16 protein-coding genes are annotated in these 16,770 nt (G+C 66.9%); 8 read left to right on the top strand and 8 right to left on the bottom strand.

The window, feature by feature from the left end; all coding sequences use genetic code 11:
• Positions 1–35 precede the first annotated feature (35 nt).
• Complete coding sequence (locus QI450_RS15075) at positions 36–494, bottom strand: hypothetical protein (RefSeq protein ID WP_226775242.1); 459 nt, start codon at positions 492–494, stop codon at positions 36–38.
• A 70-nt stretch (positions 495–564) separates the two neighbouring features.
• Positions 565–1,380, bottom strand: coding sequence for a class I SAM-dependent methyltransferase (locus QI450_RS15070; protein WP_226775243.1), 816 nt, complete (start codon positions 1,378–1,380; stop codon positions 565–567).
• Positions 1,381–1,512: 132 nt separating this feature from the next.
• On the opposite strand from QI450_RS15070, the gene QI450_RS15065 reads away from it, so the two are divergent.
• On the top strand, positions 1,513–2,856 hold the full coding sequence (locus tag QI450_RS15065) for an amino acid permease (protein ID WP_226775244.1): 1,344 nt from the start codon (positions 1,513–1,515) through the stop codon (positions 2,854–2,856).
• On the opposite strand, the gene QI450_RS15060 is transcribed toward QI450_RS15065, so the two are convergent.
• The gene (locus QI450_RS15060; RefSeq protein ID WP_226775245.1) at positions 2,798–3,313 is read right to left on the bottom strand and encodes a MarR family transcriptional regulator; all 516 of its coding nucleotides are present in this window, start codon (positions 3,311–3,313) and stop codon (positions 2,798–2,800) included. The genes QI450_RS15065 and QI450_RS15060 overlap by 59 nt on opposite strands.
• A gap of 200 nt (positions 3,314–3,513) precedes the next feature.
• Between QI450_RS15060 and QI450_RS15055 the strand changes: the two genes are divergently transcribed.
• The gene (locus QI450_RS15055) at positions 3,514–5,736 is read left to right on the top strand and encodes an MMPL family transporter (RefSeq protein WP_226775246.1); all 2,223 of its coding nucleotides are present in this window, start codon (positions 3,514–3,516) and stop codon (positions 5,734–5,736) included.
• Positions 5,737–5,755: 19 nt separating this feature from the next.
• Here QI450_RS15055 and QI450_RS15050 read toward each other — a convergent pair whose 3' ends face one another.
• The gene (locus QI450_RS15050; protein WP_226775247.1) at positions 5,756–6,718 is read right to left on the bottom strand and encodes an NAD-dependent epimerase/dehydratase family protein; all 963 of its coding nucleotides are present in this window, start codon (positions 6,716–6,718) and stop codon (positions 5,756–5,758) included.
• A 178-nt stretch (positions 6,719–6,896) separates the two neighbouring features.
• On the opposite strand from QI450_RS15050, the gene QI450_RS15045 reads away from it, so the two are divergent.
• The 6 genes from QI450_RS15045 (at position 6,897) to QI450_RS15020 (ending at position 12,498) form a co-directional block, all read left to right on the top strand.
• A complete protein-coding gene (locus QI450_RS15045) occupies positions 6,897–7,688 on the top strand; it encodes a TetR/AcrR family transcriptional regulator (protein WP_226775248.1) in 792 nt (263 codons plus the stop codon).
• Between the two features lie 95 nt (positions 7,689–7,783).
• Complete coding sequence (locus QI450_RS15040; protein WP_226775249.1) at positions 7,784–8,170, top strand: hypothetical protein; 387 nt, start codon at positions 7,784–7,786, stop codon at positions 8,168–8,170.
• A gap of 274 nt (positions 8,171–8,444) precedes the next feature.
• Positions 8,445–10,298 (top strand): molecular chaperone DnaK, encoded by a 1,854-nt coding sequence (dnaK, locus tag QI450_RS15035; RefSeq protein ID WP_226775250.1) that lies wholly within the window; start codon positions 8,445–8,447, stop codon positions 10,296–10,298.
• 2 nt (positions 10,299–10,300) lie between these two features.
• Complete coding sequence (locus QI450_RS15030; protein WP_226775251.1) at positions 10,301–10,975, top strand: nucleotide exchange factor GrpE; 675 nt, start codon at positions 10,301–10,303, stop codon at positions 10,973–10,975.
• A 95-nt stretch (positions 10,976–11,070) separates the two neighbouring features.
• Entirely contained in the window at positions 11,071–12,060 is a 990-nt protein-coding gene (locus QI450_RS15025; RefSeq protein ID WP_226775252.1) for a DnaJ C-terminal domain-containing protein, read from the top strand.
• A gap of 15 nt (positions 12,061–12,075) precedes the next feature.
• Positions 12,076–12,498 carry a helix-turn-helix transcriptional regulator gene (locus QI450_RS15020; RefSeq protein ID WP_226775499.1) on the top strand — a complete coding sequence of 141 codons (423 nt, stop codon included), beginning with the start codon at positions 12,076–12,078 and terminating at the stop codon, positions 12,496–12,498.
• A gap of 57 nt (positions 12,499–12,555) precedes the next feature.
• On the opposite strand, the gene QI450_RS15015 is transcribed toward QI450_RS15020, so the two are convergent.
• From QI450_RS15015 to hpaE, 4 genes are read right to left on the bottom strand one after another with little or no spacing between them, the layout of a single operon-like run.
• Positions 12,556–13,371: an HpcH/HpaI aldolase/citrate lyase family protein gene (locus tag QI450_RS15015; RefSeq protein ID WP_226775253.1), complete on the bottom strand. Its 816-nt coding sequence runs from the start codon at positions 13,369–13,371 to the stop codon at positions 12,556–12,558.
• Positions 13,356–14,141, bottom strand: a complete 786-nt coding sequence (gene hpaH, locus QI450_RS15010) for a 2-oxo-hept-4-ene-1,7-dioate hydratase (RefSeq protein ID WP_226775254.1) — start codon at positions 14,139–14,141, stop codon at positions 13,356–13,358. Before hpaH ends, QI450_RS15015 begins: the two co-directional genes overlap by 16 nt.
• Positions 14,142–14,143: 2 nt before the next feature.
• Positions 14,144–15,220: a 3,4-dihydroxyphenylacetate 2,3-dioxygenase gene (gene hpaD, locus QI450_RS15005; RefSeq protein ID WP_226775255.1), complete on the bottom strand. Its 1,077-nt coding sequence runs from the start codon at positions 15,218–15,220 to the stop codon at positions 14,144–14,146.
• Between the two features lie 28 nt (positions 15,221–15,248).
• Complete coding sequence (gene hpaE / locus QI450_RS15000) at positions 15,249–16,769, bottom strand: 5-carboxymethyl-2-hydroxymuconate semialdehyde dehydrogenase (RefSeq protein WP_226775256.1); 1,521 nt, start codon at positions 16,767–16,769, stop codon at positions 15,249–15,251.
• Position 16,770: the final 1 nt, after the last annotated feature.

Raw genomic sequence — 16,770 nt, 5'->3', positions numbered from 1 at the left:
GGTGTGAACCCGGAAGATCCGGCATGCGCAAGGGCTCAGCCACACCTGCCATGCTTTGAATGCGACCAGTGGAACATGGTCCTTGGCAGGTCCGCGTGACGCGGATACTGGTCGAAGTACGAGCGGGCTCGGGCCGACATGTAGCCTGTTTCGTCGATGGCGAAGTGGCCGATCAGCTGCATGCCTTGTCCGGCTGCTTTCGATTCCAGTTCCCGGGCCTCGTCCAGAATCGGATCCGGATAGCCGTAGGCTTCACCAAAGCTGCCCGGGTGGGCGATGGCAAAGTACCTTGTGTCCTGCGGGTCCAGTCCCGCGAGGACGGCATCCTGGAAAGGGACCAGGCAGCCCGCGAAATCCCCGGGGACGACATCCACGTCGCTTAGTTGCATCTCCGCGTCCAGGCAGATCAGCACGAGCCGGGGCATGGGCCTGGCGTGCTGGAGGATGAGCGGGCGGGCCAGTATCTCTAAGTCAAAGCCTGCTTGGATGATCATGTTTTGATGCTAGGAAACCTGCCCTTCGAGCTCCAGAGCCAGCCCGGCTATGTGGACAACGGGCCGCCGCTCACGCCCGGGCGATCACTTCGCCGTTGGGGATCAGGAACCAGCCGTCGTCCGTGGAACCCCAGCGGTGCCAGCCGGCCGAAATCCGGGCAAGGTCGGCGGCGTTGGCGAAGCCGTATTCGAGTGCCTGGTCCGCGAATGCCGAGTGCAGCACGCGTTCGCCCCACACCCGGGCCTGCCAACGGCGCTGCTGGCCGGTGGCGTAGAGCCAGTTGCTGCTGGAGGGCGCGACGTCGGTGAACCCGGCGGACTGGGCCCACGAAACCAGGCGGCGGCCAGCGTCGGGCTCCGCCCCGTTGCGTCGTGCGATCCGTTGGTAGAGCTCCATCCATTCATCCAGCTCGGGGACGGCCGGGTACCAGCTCATGCCGTGGAAATCGGCGTCGCGCACCGCCACGATCCCGCCGGGCTTGGCGACGCGGCGCATTTCCCGCAGGGCGGCCACCGGGTCCGTGAGGTGCTGCAGGACCTGGTGGGCGTGCACAACGTCGAACGCCTCGTCCTCGAAGTCGAGGTCGTAGATGTTGCCGGCCACGAACTCGACGTTCTGCACGCCGCGCTCCGCAGCGAGGGCGGTCCCCTGGCTGACCACCTCGGGCGAGCGGTCCAGTCCGGTGACCTTCCCGGGGGCGGCGAGTCCGGCGAAATCGCACGTGATGCTGCCCGGCCCGCAGCCGACGTCGAGCACCGAAACCCCCGGGGTCAGGTGCGGGATCACAAACGCCGCGGAGTTCTCCGCTGTCCGGGAGGCGTGGGCGCGGACCACCGACTCGTGGTGGCCGTGGCTGTACACATCTTCAGGCTGCTGCGCACTCATAATAAAACGCTACCGCCCCGCACCGACAAATCCGCGAATGCGGGGGACGCGGCCGGGAAGACGGCAGGATTTCGCGCGCAGCCGTCCGTTTTGCCGCTTCCGGCCGGGTCGGTTCAGCGGATGATTAGAGGAGTGAAAACCAACAGCAGCAAGCAGGCAGGGCTCGGCCTGTTCCGGGCCACCGGCATCTACGTCGGGGCAATCCTGGGCTCGGGCATCCTGGTCCTTCCGGCCATCGCCGCCAAGGAGGCCGGGCCGGCGTCGCTCCTGGCCTGGACCCTGCTGCTGGTGTTCTGCACCCCCGTGGCCTTCAGTTTCGCTGAGATGAGCCGCCAGCAGCCCGACGCCGGCGGAATTGCCCACTTCGTCACGCGTGCCTACGGGCGCCGCGCCTCGGCCGTGGCGGGCTACCTCTTCTACTTCGCCATTCCGTTCGGTGCCCCGGCGACGGCCTTGATTGGCGGGAACTACATCGCCCACGCGCTGGGCGGCGGCCGCGGGACGGCGTTGGTGGCCGCTGCCTTGCTGCTGGCCGCCGCCTTCGCGAGCAACGCCGTCGGGATCCGGATGTCCAGCGGCATCCAGCTGGTGCTGATGGTGCTGCTCGTCGGACTGCTGGCACTGGCCATCGCGCTGGCTGCGCCGTTTGCCCGGGCGGAGAACTTCGAACCGTTCGCGCCGCACGGCTACTGGGCCGTGGGCGGCGTGGCCAGCCTGCTCTTCTTCTGCTTCGCCGGCTGGGAGGCGGTCACACACATCGCCGGGGAGTTCCGCCACCCGGACCGTGACCTCAAACGGGCCACCTGGCTCACCCTGATCGTGGTCGGTCTGGTCTATCTCGGCGTCGTCTCGGCCTCGCTCGCAGTGCTGGGTCCAGCCCTTCCGGGCAGCGACGTGCCGATCGCGCAACTGCTTGAGAAGGGACTCGGCGGACTCGCGGCGCCGCTGACCGCCGTCGCCGCCGCGGTGCTGACTTTCGGCCCGGTCAACACCTTTGTTGCCGGCGCCAGCCGGCTGGGGGCAAGCCTGGCGTCCGACGGCGTTCTGCCGCGGCTCCTTGCGCGGGGTGCCGGTCCGGGGGAGGTGCCCACGGCCAGCCTGGCACTGCTGGGCGTGATGACGTTGCTGTCCTTCGGGGCGGCGGCAGCCGGGCTGGGCGACATGCAGTTCCAGATCGGGGCGGCGTCGGCCTGTTTCACCGCCGTGACCGCGTTTGGACTGTTCGCCGGGATTCGTTTGCTGCCCGCACGGACGCCGGCCTGGTGCGGGGTTATTGTGGCCGCTGCTGTGATGCTCGCCGTGCTGCTTTTCAGCGGCTGGGCACTGGTGGTCCCGCTCGGGCTGGCCGTGGCCGCCATCTTGGCCGGCAGGCGGGCCGGCCCGGAGGTGTTGCCGATGGGGCGCTCGAAAATGCCAACTAGCGCGGGTCGGCGGGAGACGGTGCCGGCTGTTGCGCGGCCTCTTGGCCGGCCCTGACCGTCGCCTCGATCATCGAGGCCATGAACCGCGTCGCGACGTCCAGTTCCGCCGGAGTGAATTCGGCCATCGCGGCCGCCATCTGCCGGGCCAGCGGCTGGAACATGGCGCCGCCGTCGCGGTAGGCCTTGGGGGTCATCCTGAGCTGGACCTGGCGGCGGTCCGGGCCTTGCCGTTCGCGGACCACGTGGCCGGAACTGTGCAGCCGATCAATCAGGGCGGTGGTGGCGGGTGAGCTCAGGTGGAGTTCCTTGCGGAGCACTCCGGGCGTGACAATCTGGTTCCTCGCGGTGTGCTGCATGATCACACCCAAGGCATTGAGGTCCGTCCGGTGCATGTCGTTGCGGCCGCCGGCGGAATCCACATAGCGGTTGGCCTCGAGGCTGAACTCCTGAAGGAGACGCACCAGCGGAGGCGGACCCTGGGGCCCGGGGAGTTCCGGCGGGTCAACTCTCACGCGAACCTTCCTCTCTCCTTTGCCTTGCCCACTGCTTCGCAGCAGGCGCCTTCCGGAGTTTACTTCAGCAGCCCGTGGCGCCGTAGCTTTGCTGATTCCGCGCTGACGCTCGGGAAGTTAACTTTCAGGGTTATCTCCATTGTGGAGATAGTCTATTATAGACTCAATTGCATTGATCCAGGCCCGTTCGAGAAGGAACCATGACCAAGACATCACAGGGCAGTACCCGCGTCCCCTTCTGGCTGCGCTGGCTGGTTCCCGTCCTCCTTGTTATTACCTGGCTGGCCATCGCCGGGATCGGCGGTCCGACCTTTGGCCGGCTGAGCGAGGTCTCCTCGAATGACCAGGCCTCCTTCCTGCCGGCGGGAGCCGAAGCCACGGAGGCCCAGGACTGGCAGGCCAAGTTCCGGGACTCCAAGGAAATACCTGCAGTCATCGTCATTGAGAACGACGCAGCCTTCACCCCGGCCCAGCTCGGCGAGGCGGCGGCGCTTAAGGGCAAGCTGGAAGCGCTCGGCGCCGGCAGCACAGTCGTGGGGCCCATCCCGTCAAAGGATGCCAAAGCGGTGCAGTTTGTGGTGCCGATCGGCTCATCCGACGAGGTGAAACAAGTGGTCCAGGAACTCCGCGACGAAGTACAGGCATCTGCTCCGGCGGGAATGCGGACCTTCGTCACCGGACCGGCCGGGCTTACCGCGGACCTGGTCAGCGCCTTCGCCGGCATTGACGGCATTCTGCTGCTCGTGGCCCTTGGCGCGGTGTTCCTGATTCTGCTGATTGTCTACCGCTCGCTGCTGCTGCCGATCACGGTGCTGTTCACCTCGGTTTTTGCCCTCACCGCCGCTATCCTGCTCGTCTTCGGCATGGCCAAACTCGGCTGGATCCAGCTCAACGGGCAGAGCCAGGGCATCCTGTCCATCCTGGTGATCGGTGCAGCCACGGACTACGCGCTGCTCTATGTGGCGCGCTTCCGTGAGGCCCTGACGCACACCACCAACCGCACTGCCGCCGCCCTCACCGCGTGGAAGGCGGCCTGGGAGCCGATCCTGGCGTCCGGCGCCACGGTTATCATCGCCCTCCTGTGCCTGCTGTTCTCGGACCTTAACTCGAACAAGGCCCTCGGCCCGGTGGCGGCGGCCGGCATCCTGTGCTCGCTCCTGGCGGCCCTGACCCTGCTCCCCGCGCTGATGGCGCTGCTGGGCCGGACTGCGTTCTGGCCTTTCCGGCCCAAGCTGCTGCCGGAGACCGAGCGCGAGCCCGAGCTCGTCACAGGACTCGAGGGCCAGAAGGGCCTGTGGCGCGCGACCGGTTCTCTTGTTTCACGCCGGCCCCGGGCCGTCTGGATCACCTCTGTGCTGCTGCTGCTGGCAGCATCCGCCGGCGTCCTGCAGCTCAAGGCAAACGGCGTCCCGCAGACCGACGTCATCCTCACTGCCTCCAACGCGGTGGACGGGCAGGACGCCCTGGCGCGGCACTTCGACGCCGGTTCCGGCAGTCCCGCCGTGATCGTCGCCGACGAATCGAAGGCCCAGGACGTACTGGACAAGACCAAAGCCACTGACAGTGTGGGGGATGCCTACCTGCTGGCCGACGGCGGAGTGCCGATCACCGGCGCGCCAGCGGCCCCGGGTGCGCCCGCGGCACCGTCGACTCCTTCGGTCCGGGACGGCAAGGTCCTGATCAACGCGACACTGAACTTCGCGGCGGACTCCAACGAGGCCGAGAACGTTGTTGTCGATCTGCGCCGGGAACTCAAGAAGACCGACCCCGGTGCACTCGTCGGCGGCGTCACCGCGACGGCCCTGGACACCAACACCACGGCCCAGCGCGACCTCGTCACCATCATCCCGGTGGTCCTCGCGGTCATCCTCCTGATCCTGATGCTGCTGCTGCGCTCGGTGCTGGCGCCGGTCCTGCTGGTCGCCTCGGTGGTCCTGTCCTACGGCGCCGCGATGGGAGTCTCCGCCTTCGTATTCAACAACATCTTCGGATTCCCGGGAGCAGACGCCACCGTTCCGCTGTTCGGCTTCGTTTTCCTCGTGGCACTGGGTGTTGACTACAACATCTTCCTGATGAGCCGGGTCCGCGAGGAATCCCTTAAGCACGGCACCCGGGCCGGCATCCTGCGCGGCCTGGCCGTCACGGGCGGCGTTATCACCTCCGCCGGCGTGGTGCTTGCTGCCACCTTCGCCGCCTTGGGCATCATCCCGATCATGTTCCTGGCGCAGTTGGCCTTCATCGTGGCCTTCGGAGTGCTGCTGGACACCATCCTGGTCCGCTCACTCCTGATCCCCGCCCTGGCCTACGACATCGGCCCGCGAATCTGGTGGCCAGGCAAGCTGGGACGCACCGGGACGCGCTCCGCCGCTCGCGCGGAGCCGGCCGCCCCCGAGGCGGCGTCAGCGGAGGCAGGAATCCGCTAGCCAGAGCCCGCAGCCGCCGCTACCGTCCCTGGCCCCCCCACCAGGCAATTGTGGCGGCGGCTGCTTCCTCCAGCGGCGTGGGCCGCAGTCCCATGGCCGCCTCGCTGGCGTGTGAGTCCAGCACAAACGGCTGCTCAAACTGGTACAGGGTTTCGACCAGTTCCTGCGTTCCCGGGGAAAACCGGCCAATGATCCGCAGAACCCAGCCGGGCACAGCGGCCACCCGCGGCGCCCGACCGCCGGCGGCTGCGGCGAACGCGCGGGCGATCTGCCGCTGGCTCACCGCGGTGCCGGTGGGTGCATGCCACACCCGGTTCCACAGCGCTGGGTCCTGCGCCGCCCGGATCATCGCGGCGGCCAGGTCGGGCACGTAGGTGAAGGAGTGCGGTAGGGATGCCTTGCCGATGACCACCAGCGGTGTGCCCGCCAGCACCGGCTTCACCATTCGCTCGCCCGCATGTGCGCCGCGCACCCGGGGGCCGAAGAAGTCGCTTGCGACCACGCTCACGGTGTCCGTCTCGGACGCCGCGCGGGCGGCCAGAAGTGCGGTCCGCACCCCGCGCTTGCCGCCCTCAGCCGCGCGGGGGCCGGCCTCCGTCATCGGGCGCTCCGGAGCGCTGTAGGAGTACAGGCTTTCCGGAAAAACGACGACCGCGCCAGCCTCGCCCGCCGCGGCAAGAACCGACTGCTCTGCGCCCGGCAATTCCTCCGCCCATGCCTTTGCGCTGTATTGGGAGCCGTGAATGCAGTGGAACACGGCGTGGGCGCCGCGGAACAGTTCGCCAAGTTGCGCCGGATTGGCCACGTTCACGGCCATCTTTTCGATCCGGGGATGGTCGGGTCCGCTGCCGGACCGGGTAAGCACCCGAACCCGATGGCCTTCCGCTGCAAGCTGTGCGGCAACCGTCCAGCCGACCGGCCCGGCGCCGGTGACGACAAATAAGGTAGAGGCTTCTGCCTCCGGGGATACGTGCTGGGACATCGATTTCTCGCTTTCATTCCGGTCGGACGGCGGCTGTCCGGGCGGCCGCCTTCCCCAGGGGCAACATCCGGAACTGAGAGCAGTGCTCTCTCACCTCAGGATGCGGCCGATCCTTGGCTAAGTCAAGAGCGGTGCTCTCATTTGTTGACACTGCTCTGGTTTATGGAATGCTGAAGCCATGCCGCAATCCGCCACCGCACCATCCGGCAAGCCGACCACGCCCCGGGAGCGGGCCCGGGCCCGGACCGTTGAAGATATTGTGCGCCTGGGGCGGGAGCATTTGGCAGTTCACGGGGCGGCCGCACTGTCCCTCCGCGCCGTTGCCCGGGACCTTGGCGTCGTCTCCTCGGCGGTCTACCGGTACGTGGAGAACCGCGAAGAGCTGCTGACCCTGCTGCTTATCGATGCCTACAACGAGCTCGCCGACGAAGTCGACGCCGCCGTGGCCGCAGCACCCGCGGCCGACTTTTGCGGGCAGTTCGGGGCCCTGGGTGCCGCGGTCCGCAGCTGGGCGCTGCGCGAGCCGGCGCGCTACAGCCTCCTTTTCGGCAGTCCTGTGCCCGGATACCAGGCGCCGGCCGAGCGAACAACGGGGCCCGGCACCAGGGTGGTCTACGCCCTGATGGCGGTACTCGACGGCGCCTACCGCGCCGGCGGGCTGGTCGCGCCAGACGGTCAGGGCGCCGCTTTGTCCGGACTCGCCGCAGACCTGCAGCGCATCCGCAGCGAGATGGGACTGGCGGTCCCGGACGCCCTGCTGGCTCGCGGCGCGCTTGTCTGGAGCGCCTTGTTCGGCACCATCAGCTTCGAGGTCTTTGGGCAGTACGGCGAGGGAACCTTTGCCGCACCGGATGAATTGTTCGCCTTGCACCTGGCTGCACTGGCAGAACTCGCCGGCCTCGCCGGCGCCGCGCCGCAACCGGACCTGCCGGCAGGGACGCAAGCCGCCGACCCCGGGAGCAGCCGATGATCCTGGTTCAGTTCACCCTGTTGCCTCCCGGTGGTGGTCGATAGACTGCCCCTGCGCCTGACTGGCGCGCCGAGGCTTCCGGAAAGGATCCAAACATGTCCGAAAACAGCGAGTTTGATCGAACGGCCCCGGAGCCCGAAGACCCGGCCGCGGAGGGCCAGTATGTCGAAGGCGACTACGGCACGGCAGGCACCGCCGGGGACAACCCGCTCGAGGCCGAAGAAGGCGAATACTCCAGCGGCGACTACGGCAATGCCGGCGTCAGCGGCGCCACGGCCGTTGGTGTGGAAGAGGGCGACTATCCCGAGGGCGACTATGGCGCAGCAGGTAGCGTCGGCGCGCCGGCCTCCGCAGCGAACGAGGGCGAGTATCCGGACGGCGACTACGGCGCCGCCGGCACCCCCGGTGCGGGCCGCGGCGCCGCCGGCGCGGCGCCCGTTCGGACGGAATCGACGGGCGAGCCGGACCGCGGGGACGGCTAAGCGGCAGGTCCGCACCCGGCGGCGGCCTTCGCGGACAGCGAAATTCGCCGCCGGTGGACAGGCGGCCAAGTGAAACTCCCGGAATTCCGGGAGTTTTTGCTGTCTGCGGTGTGCTCCTTGTGCAAGTTAATCCGAGGTTGAGCGGATGACGCTCAACTTTGGATTGACATTGCCCCGAGCCGGAGTAAAGTTGAGTGCAGATCGCTCATATCGGTCGGATCCCAGTGGTCTGCAGCGATTTCAGCTAGATTCCCCGGAAAGAAGGAAGCAACACATGTCACGTGCAGTAGGTATTGACCTCGGAACAACCAACTCCGTCGTCTCCGTTCTCGAAGGTGGCGAGCCCACCGTTATTGCCAACGCCGAGGGTGGGCGCACCACGCCGTCGGTTGTTGCATTCTCCAAGTCCGGCGAAGTGCTCGTTGGCGAGATCGCCAAGCGCCAGGCCGTCAACAACATTGACCGCACCATTGCTTCGGTCAAGCGCCACATGGGCACCGACTGGAACGTCGCGGTGGACGACAAGAAGTACACGGCGCAGGAAATCTCCGCCCGTATCCTGATGAAGCTCAAGAACGACGCCGAGTCCTACCTCGGTGAGAAGGTCACTGACGCTGTGATCACCGTTCCCGCGTACTTCAACGACGCAGAGCGCCAGGCCACCAAGGAAGCCGGCGAAATCGCTGGCCTTAAGGTCCTGCGCATCGTCAACGAGCCCACCGCTGCAGCGTTGGCCTACGGCCTGGACAAGGGCAAGGAAGACGAGCTCATCCTCGTCTTCGACCTCGGCGGCGGAACCTTCGACGTCTCCCTCCTTGAGGTCGGCAAGGACGAAGACAACTTCTCCACCATTCAGGTCCGCTCCACCGCAGGCGACAACCGCCTCGGCGGCGACGACTGGGACCAGCGCGTTGTCGACTACCTGCTGAACCAGCTCAAGGTCAAGGGCATCGACCTGTCCAAGGACAAGATCGCCCTGCAGCGCCTGCGTGAAGCAGCCGAGCAGGCCAAGAAGGAACTCTCCTCCTCGTCCAGCACCAATGTCTCCCTGCAATACCTCTCCGTCACCCCCGACGGTCCGGTGCACCTGGATGAGCAGCTGACCCGCGCCAAGTTCCAGGACCTCACCAAGGACCTGCTTGAGCGCACCAAAAAGCCGTTCCATGACGTCATCAAGGAAGCCGGCATCCAGCTTTCCCAGATCGACCACATCGTGCTGGTCGGCGGTTCCACCCGGATGCCTGCCGTCTACGACCTGGTCAAGGACCTGGCCGGCGGCAAAGAGCCGAACAAGGGCGTCAACCCGGACGAGGTTGTCGCCGTCGGCGCCGCACTGCAGGCCGGTGTCCTCAAGGGCGAGCGTAAAGACGTCCTCCTGATCGACGTCACCCCGCTCTCCCTCGGTATTGAAACCAAGGGCGGCATCATGACGCACCTGATCGAGCGCAACACGGCCATCCCGACCAAGCGCTCGGAAACCTTCACCACTGCCGATGACAACCAGCCCTCGGTAGCCATCCAGGTCTTCCAGGGCGAGCGCGAGTTCACCCGGGACAACAAGCCGTTGGGTACCTTTGAACTGACCGGCATCGCACCGGCGCCGCGCGGCATGCCGCAGGTCGAGGTTACCTTCGACATCGACGCCAACGGCATTGTGCACGTCTCGGCGAAGGACAAGGGCACCGGCAAGGAACAGTCCATGACCATCACCGGCGGTTCCAGCCTCTCCAAGGAAGACATCGACCGCATGGTCAAGGACGCCGAAGAGCACGCAGCCGAGGACAAGGCCCGCCGCGAGGCAGCGGACACCCGCAACACCTCCGAGCAGCTGGCCTACTCCGTGGACAAGTTGATCGCTGACAACGCCGACAAGCTGCCTGAAGAGGTCAAGACCGAGGTCCAGGCCGACGTCGACGCCCTGAAGGCTGCCCTCGAAGGAACCGATGACTCGGCCGTCAAAACGGCGTTTGAGAAGCTGCAGGCTTCCCAGACCAAGCTCGGCGAGGCCATCTACGCCCAGGCCGGTTCTCCGGACGGCGCCGAGGGTGCCGCTGCCGGCGAGCCCGCAGCGGGAGCCGACGAGGACATCGTCGACGCCGAGATCGTTGACGAAGACGAGAAGAAGTAATCATGCCGCATCACGGTAACGAAGAAGAGCACGGTTCTTCCGGGAGCCGTGGCGACGGTCAGCAGCGGGAGAACGAGCCGCAGAAACCGATCATCCACGACAACCGCAAGGTTGACCCGAAGACCGGCCAGGCCCGCCACCCCGACCAGGAGCGCGCCGCCGCACGGGAATCCGACTCCGGGGACGCGCTGTCCCAGGCGGAGGACATCCTCAACGGCGTTGACGTACCGGCCGAGGATTCCGTAGCCCAGGGTGCCGACGGTGCTGAGGCGGAGGAGCTCAGAAATGACCTGCGCCGCCTGCAGGCTGAATATGTCAACTACCGCAAGCGCGTCGAACGTGACCGCGCCGTGGCAGGGGAGATGGCCGTCATTGGCGTCCTGAACTCGGTGCTCCCGGTGCTCGACGACGTCGACGCCGCCCGGCAGCACGGTGACCTTACGGACGGCCCGTTCGCCGCGATTGCCGCCAAGCTGGAGAATGCGCTGAAGACCTACGGCCTGGTGCGCATTGACGAGACCGGCGTGGAGTTCGACCCCACGATCCACGAGGCCCTCATCCAGCAGCCCGGCACGGATGTCGAAATTGACACCGTCAGCCAGGTCCTGCGCTCGGGCTACAAGTCCGGCGACAGGGTCCTGCGGGCAGCCCAGGTCATCGTGGCGGTCCCGGCCTAGCAGTAACGTCATCGAGGTGACAGTTCGCTCCGGTGTTTATAAGGAACATTGGCGCGAACTGTCACTTCGGCACACAGATTTGAAAGGAAACGCCATTGGCTAGCCAGGATTGGGTGGACAAGGACTTTTACAAGATCCTTGGTGTCGCCAAGGACGCTTCCGACGCGGACATCAAAAAGGCCTACCGGAAGCTCGCGCGCCAGCACCACCCGGATACCAACTCGGGGAACGTCGCGTCGGAGAAGAAGTTCAAGGACATCTCCGAGGCGTACTCCGTGCTCTCCGATGCAGACGAGCGCCAGCAGTATGACGCCATCCGGGCCATGGGCGGCGGCGCGCGTTTCGCCCCGGGAGGCGGTGGCCCGGGGGCCGGCGGAGCCGGTTTTGAAGACCTTTTCGGCGGACTCTTCACCGGTGGCGGCGGCCGTCAGTCCGGCGGCTACGGCGCCGGCGGCGGGCTTCCTCCTGAGTTTGCGGACCTGTTCGGCGGCGGAGCCGGCGGCGGCTTCGGCGGCGGCCAGTCCTTCCAGCGTGCCCCGCAAAAGGGTGCGGACCGGACGGCGTCCACTTCGATCTCCTTCGCGGGCTCCATCCGCGGAACCACCATCGGGCTGCGTGAACCGGACGGCGAAGTCATCGACGTCCGTATTCCCGCAGGCATCAAGGACGGCCAGAAAGTCCGCGTCCGCGGCAAGGGCCAGTACGGGCCGGCCGGGTACGGGGACCTGATGGTGACCGTCTCGGTAAAGCCGCACGATTTCTACGTCCGCGACGGGGACAACCTGCGAATCCACGTACCGGTTACCTTCCCGGAGGCAACCCTGGGCGCGGACATCGAGGTTCCGACCATCGACGGCGACAAGGTAAAGGTGCGCGTGCCTGCCGGCACCCCGTCCGGCCGCACGCTGCGTGTTAAGGGACGCGGAGTCAAGCACACCAAGGCCACCGGTGACCTGCTGGTCGTCATCGACCTCGCCGTCCCGCGGAAGCTGAACAAGGAGGCCGAAGAGGCTGTCAAGTCCTTCGCTACGGCCACCGCCGGTGAGGATGTCCGCGCCGAACTGGCAGCCAGGGCCCGGCTCTAGGAACGGATGCCTGCCATGGCCATCGACTTCGAGCAGCCGATCTTCGTCATCTCCGTCGCTGCGGAGTTGGCGGACATGCACCCGCAGACCCTGCGACAGTATGACCGGCTGGGCATAGTGTCCCCGAGCCGGGCCCCCGGCAAGTCACGGCGCTATTCCCAGCGGGATATCACCATGCTCCGCGAGGTACAGCGGCTCTCGCAGGAGGGCGTCTCCCTCGAGGGCATCAAGCGGATCCTCCAGCTGGAGAACCAGGTGGCGGCCCTGCAGCGGCGCGTCGCCGAGCTGAGCGGCGAACTCGAACGCCGCTCCCGCCCCCTCGACGCCCGCATCTTCGCGGCGGGAGCCGCGGGCGACGTCGTCAGCCTGGCCCGCGGCAAACGCCCCCGGGCCAGGTCCCAGGCGCTGGTGGTGTGGCGGCCGCGCGGAACCGATTAGCAAATAGCTGTGCCCGGGACCTTGGCGGTCCCGGGCACAGCTGTGTTCGCGGGCAGGCTAGTAGCTGGCGGGTTGCTGGCCGGCGGAATCAACCGCCGGAATAAATGCCTGGGCAAAGCCCTCCGAGGCCCGGGCCAGCACGGCGACGTCCGCGCCGACCAGGATAAACGATGCCCCGGCGGCCAGGTAGCGCCGCGCGGTGTCCGGGTTGAAGGCGTTGACGCCGGCGGGTTTGCCGGCCGTCGCGGCGGCTGTGAGGCAGTGTTCGACGGCGGCGCGCACCTCGGAATGTTCCTGCTGTCCGAGCAGTCCCATGGAGGCGGCGAGGTCGGAGGGTCCGAGGAAGATGGCGTCCACTCCGTCGACCGCCAGGATGTCCTCAACGGCGGCGACGGCCGCAGTTGATTCAATCTGCACGGTGAGGCTGATGGTCTGCCCGGCTCGGGCGAGGTAATCCGGGATCCGGTTCCAGCGGCCGGAGCGGGCCAGCGCGGAGCCGACCCCCCGGACACCGTGCGGAGGGTACCGGGTGGCGGCGACGGCGGCCCGGGCCTCAGCCGCGGAGTTCACCATCGGCACCAGCAGGTTCTGGGCGCCAAGGTCCAGGTACTGCTTGATCAGCACTGTGTCATTGACCGGAGGCCGGACCAGCACCTGCCCCGGGTAACCGTGGACGGCCTGAAGCTGGGCCAGGACGGATTCGAGTCCGTTGGGGCTGTGTTCGGCGTCGATGAGGAGCCAGTCCAGGCCCGCGCCGGCGCAGATTTCGGCGACTAGCGGGCTGCCGGAGCAGACCCACATACCCGCCAGCGGCCGGCCCGCCGCGGCCAGCGCGTCGCGGAAAGTGCTCTCCGGTGCTACTCGAAGCGGCATGTCACGACTCCCAGCGGTCCGTAGTCTGCGTGGATGGTATCGCCAGCGTAAACCCAGACGGGGCGGGTGAAGGAGCCGGCCAGGATGATGTCCCCGGCCTTCAGGCTGTCCCCGTGCGCGGCAATCTTGTTGGCAAGCCAGTGCACCCCGTTCGCGGGGTGGTCCAGGACGCCGGCTGCGACACCGGTCTCTTCCACTGTCTGGTTCTTGTAGAGGATCGCGGAGACCCAGCGCAGGTCCACGGCATCCGGCCGGACCGGGTTGCCGCCCAGCACCATGGCCCCCATCGCTGCGTTGTCCGCGATGGTGTCCACGATGGTCCGGCCCTCCATTTCGATCCTGGAGTCCAGGATCTCCAGGGCCGGAACCACATAGTCGGTCGCGTTCAGCACGTCGAAGACTGTGCAGCCGGGACCGGCCAGGTCCTTCTTCAGCACAAACGCGAGTTCCACCTCCACCCGGGGGTGCGTGTACTTCTCCCACGGCACCGAGCAGCCGGTTTCCAGGACCATGTCATCGAATATCGCCCCGTAGTCCGGTTCCGTGATGCCGGTGGCCACCTGCATCGCCCGGGAGGTGAGCCCGATCTTACGGCCCACCAGGGACCGGCCGGCGTCCTCGTTCCGGCGGCGCCAGAGCTGCTGGACGGCGTAGGAGTCCTCCACTGTCATGCCCGGGTGGCGGGAAGTGAGGCGGGGTACCGGGGTCCGGCTGCGGCCGGCCTCCAGCAGTTCGTCGGCGATGGCCTCGATCGTCTTGGCATCCAGCATGGCTACAGCTGCGCCCCGAGCTTAAAGCCCTCCGCTTCGGCGCCTGCTGCGCGGGTGTAGGAGAATCCGTCGGCGCCCACTGTGACTGCCATCTCGGAGGCGTCCGTCCGTTCGATGACGGGCTGCGGGTTGCCGTCCAGGTCCAGGACCAGTGAGGCCTCGGTGTACCAGGAGGGGACCACTGCGTTGCCCCACCAGTCGCGTCGCTGGTTGTCGTGCACGTCCCAGGTGATGGTGGGGTTGTCAGGATCGCCGGTGTAGTAGTCCTGCGTGTAGATCTCGATCCGGTGCCCGTCGGGGTCCAGGATGTAGAGGTAGAAGGCGTTGGACACGCCGTGCCGGCCCGGACCGCGTTCGATCCGGTCCGAGATCCGCAGGGCGCCCATCTTGTCGCAGATCTGGATGATGTTGTGCTTCTCGTGCGTGGCGAATGCGACATGGTGCATCCGGGGGCCGTTGCCGCCGGTCAGGGCGGTGTCATGCACTGTCTGCTTGCGGTGCATCCAGGCAGCGTAGGTGACGCCGTCGGAGTCCTGGATGTCCTCGGAGACGCGGAAGCCGAGATCCTCGAGGTACTTCCGGCCGCGCGGGACGTCCGGAGTGACCTGGTTGAAGTGGTCCAGGCGGACCAGTTCCCCGGCCGAGTAGAGGTCGTAGCGCTGGGTGAGGCGTTCGACGTGCTCGGTCTCGTAAAAGAACTCGTAGGGGAAGCCCAACGGATCCTCGACCCGGACAGAATCACCGATGCCTTTGGTGAATCCGTCCTTGCGGCGTTCGGTCCGGCAGCCGAGTTCCTTGTAGTAGGCCTCTGCGGCATCCACCTCGGCCGGGGACTTCACCCGGTACGCGAATGCGGCAACTGCTGCGATGGGGCCTTTGCGCAGCACCAGGTTGTGGTGGATGAACTCCTCCAGGGAACGCAGGTAGATGCTGTTTTCATCTTCCTCGGTCACGTGCAGGCCAAGCAGGTCCACGTAGAAGGCGCGGGACCTGGCGAGGTCCGTGACGACGATCTCCATGTAGGCGCAGCGGACGATGTCGGGGGCTGGAACGGAGGGGGTGGGGACAAAGGTGCTCATGGTCTTCTCTCTTCGTTGAGGAGGCTGGTTAGGCGCCGAATTTGGGCGTGTGGACGGTGCCGAGGGTGATGTGAACGGCCTGCTGGTCGGTGTAGAAGTCGATGGAGCGGTAGCCGCCTTCGTGGCCCAGGCCGGAGGCCTTGACACCGCCGAAGGGGGTGCGGAGGTCCCGGACGTTGTGGCTGTTGAGCCAGACCATTCCAGCCTCCACGTTCTGCGCGAAGTTGTGGGCGCGCGTCAGGTTCTGCGTCCAGATATAGGCGGCCAGGCCGTACCTGGTGTTGTTCGCCAAAGCCAGCGCTTCGTCGTCGTCATCGAACGGGGTGATCGCGACGACGGGACCGAAGATCTCCTCCTGGAAGATCCGCGCGTCAGGGGCGACGTCGGCGAAGACGGTGGGGGCGATGTAGTTCCCGTGCGGCAGTCCCTCCGGTCGTCCGCCGCCGGCCAGGAGCCGGCCCTCGGACTTGCCGATCTCCACGTAGGAGGCCACCTTCGCGAAGTGCTCAGGGTGCACGAGCGCGCCGACTTCGGTGGCGGGGTCGTGCGGATCGCCGACGACGATGTTTTTCGCCCGGGCGGCGTACTTTTCGCAGAACTCCGCGTACACCGAACGCTCCACGAGGATACGGGAACCTGCGGTGCAGCGCTCGCCGTTGAGCGAGAAGACCCCGAACAAGGCGGAGTCGATCGCGGCGTCCAGATCGGCGTCCGCGAACACCACGCACGGGGACTTCCCGCCCAGCTCCATCGACAGGCCCTTGAGGTTCGCCGCGGCGTTGCGGAAGATCGTCTGCCCGGTGGTGGTTTCGCCGGTAAACGAAATCAGCGGGACGTCCGGATGCTTGACCAGGGCGTCGCCGGCTTCCTCGCCGAGGCCGTTGACCAGGTTGAAGACGCCGTCAGGAAGCCCGGCATCCTTGAAGATCTGCGCCCACAGCGACGCGGACAGCGGCGTGAACTCGGCGGGCTTGAGCACCACAGTGTTGCCGGCGGCCAGGGCCGGGGCGAGCTTCCAGGACTCCAGCATAAATGGGGTGTTCCAGGGCGTGATGAGGCCTGCGACGCCGATCGGCTTCCGGTTGACGTAGTTGATTTGCGAGCCCGGAACCTTCATGGCGTCATCGAACTGGGCCACGATCAGGTCCGCGAAGAAGCGGAAGTTCTCTGCTGCCCGGAGCGCCTGGCCCCGGGATTGGGTGATCGGCAGGCCGGTGTCGAACGTCTCCAGTTCGGCAAGGCGTGCCTCCTGGGCCTCGACGGCGTCGGCGATCCTGTTCAGGATGCGGGCGCGGTCCCGGGGCTTCATTTTCGGCCACGGGCCGTTGACGAACGCTGCGCGGGCGGCGGCGACGGCGAGTTCGATGTCTTCCTTCTGGCCGGCCGCAGCGGTGGCATAATTTTCGTTCGATACCGGGTCGAGCACATCAAAGGTCGCCCCGCCGACGGAGTCGACGAACTCCCCGTTGATGTAGTGCTGGATGTGGGTGGGCAGGTCCTGCGGAACGTAGTGGGCGGTGGTCGCGGCGGCGGGGGCAGTAAACGTCATT

Source organism: Arthrobacter sp. EM1, assembly GCF_029964055.1.
Lineage (GTDB): Bacteria > Actinomycetota > Actinomycetes > Actinomycetales > Micrococcaceae > Arthrobacter.
Note: the sequence above shows the minus strand (reverse complement) of the source record. Positions and strands in the feature narration are given on the sequence as shown.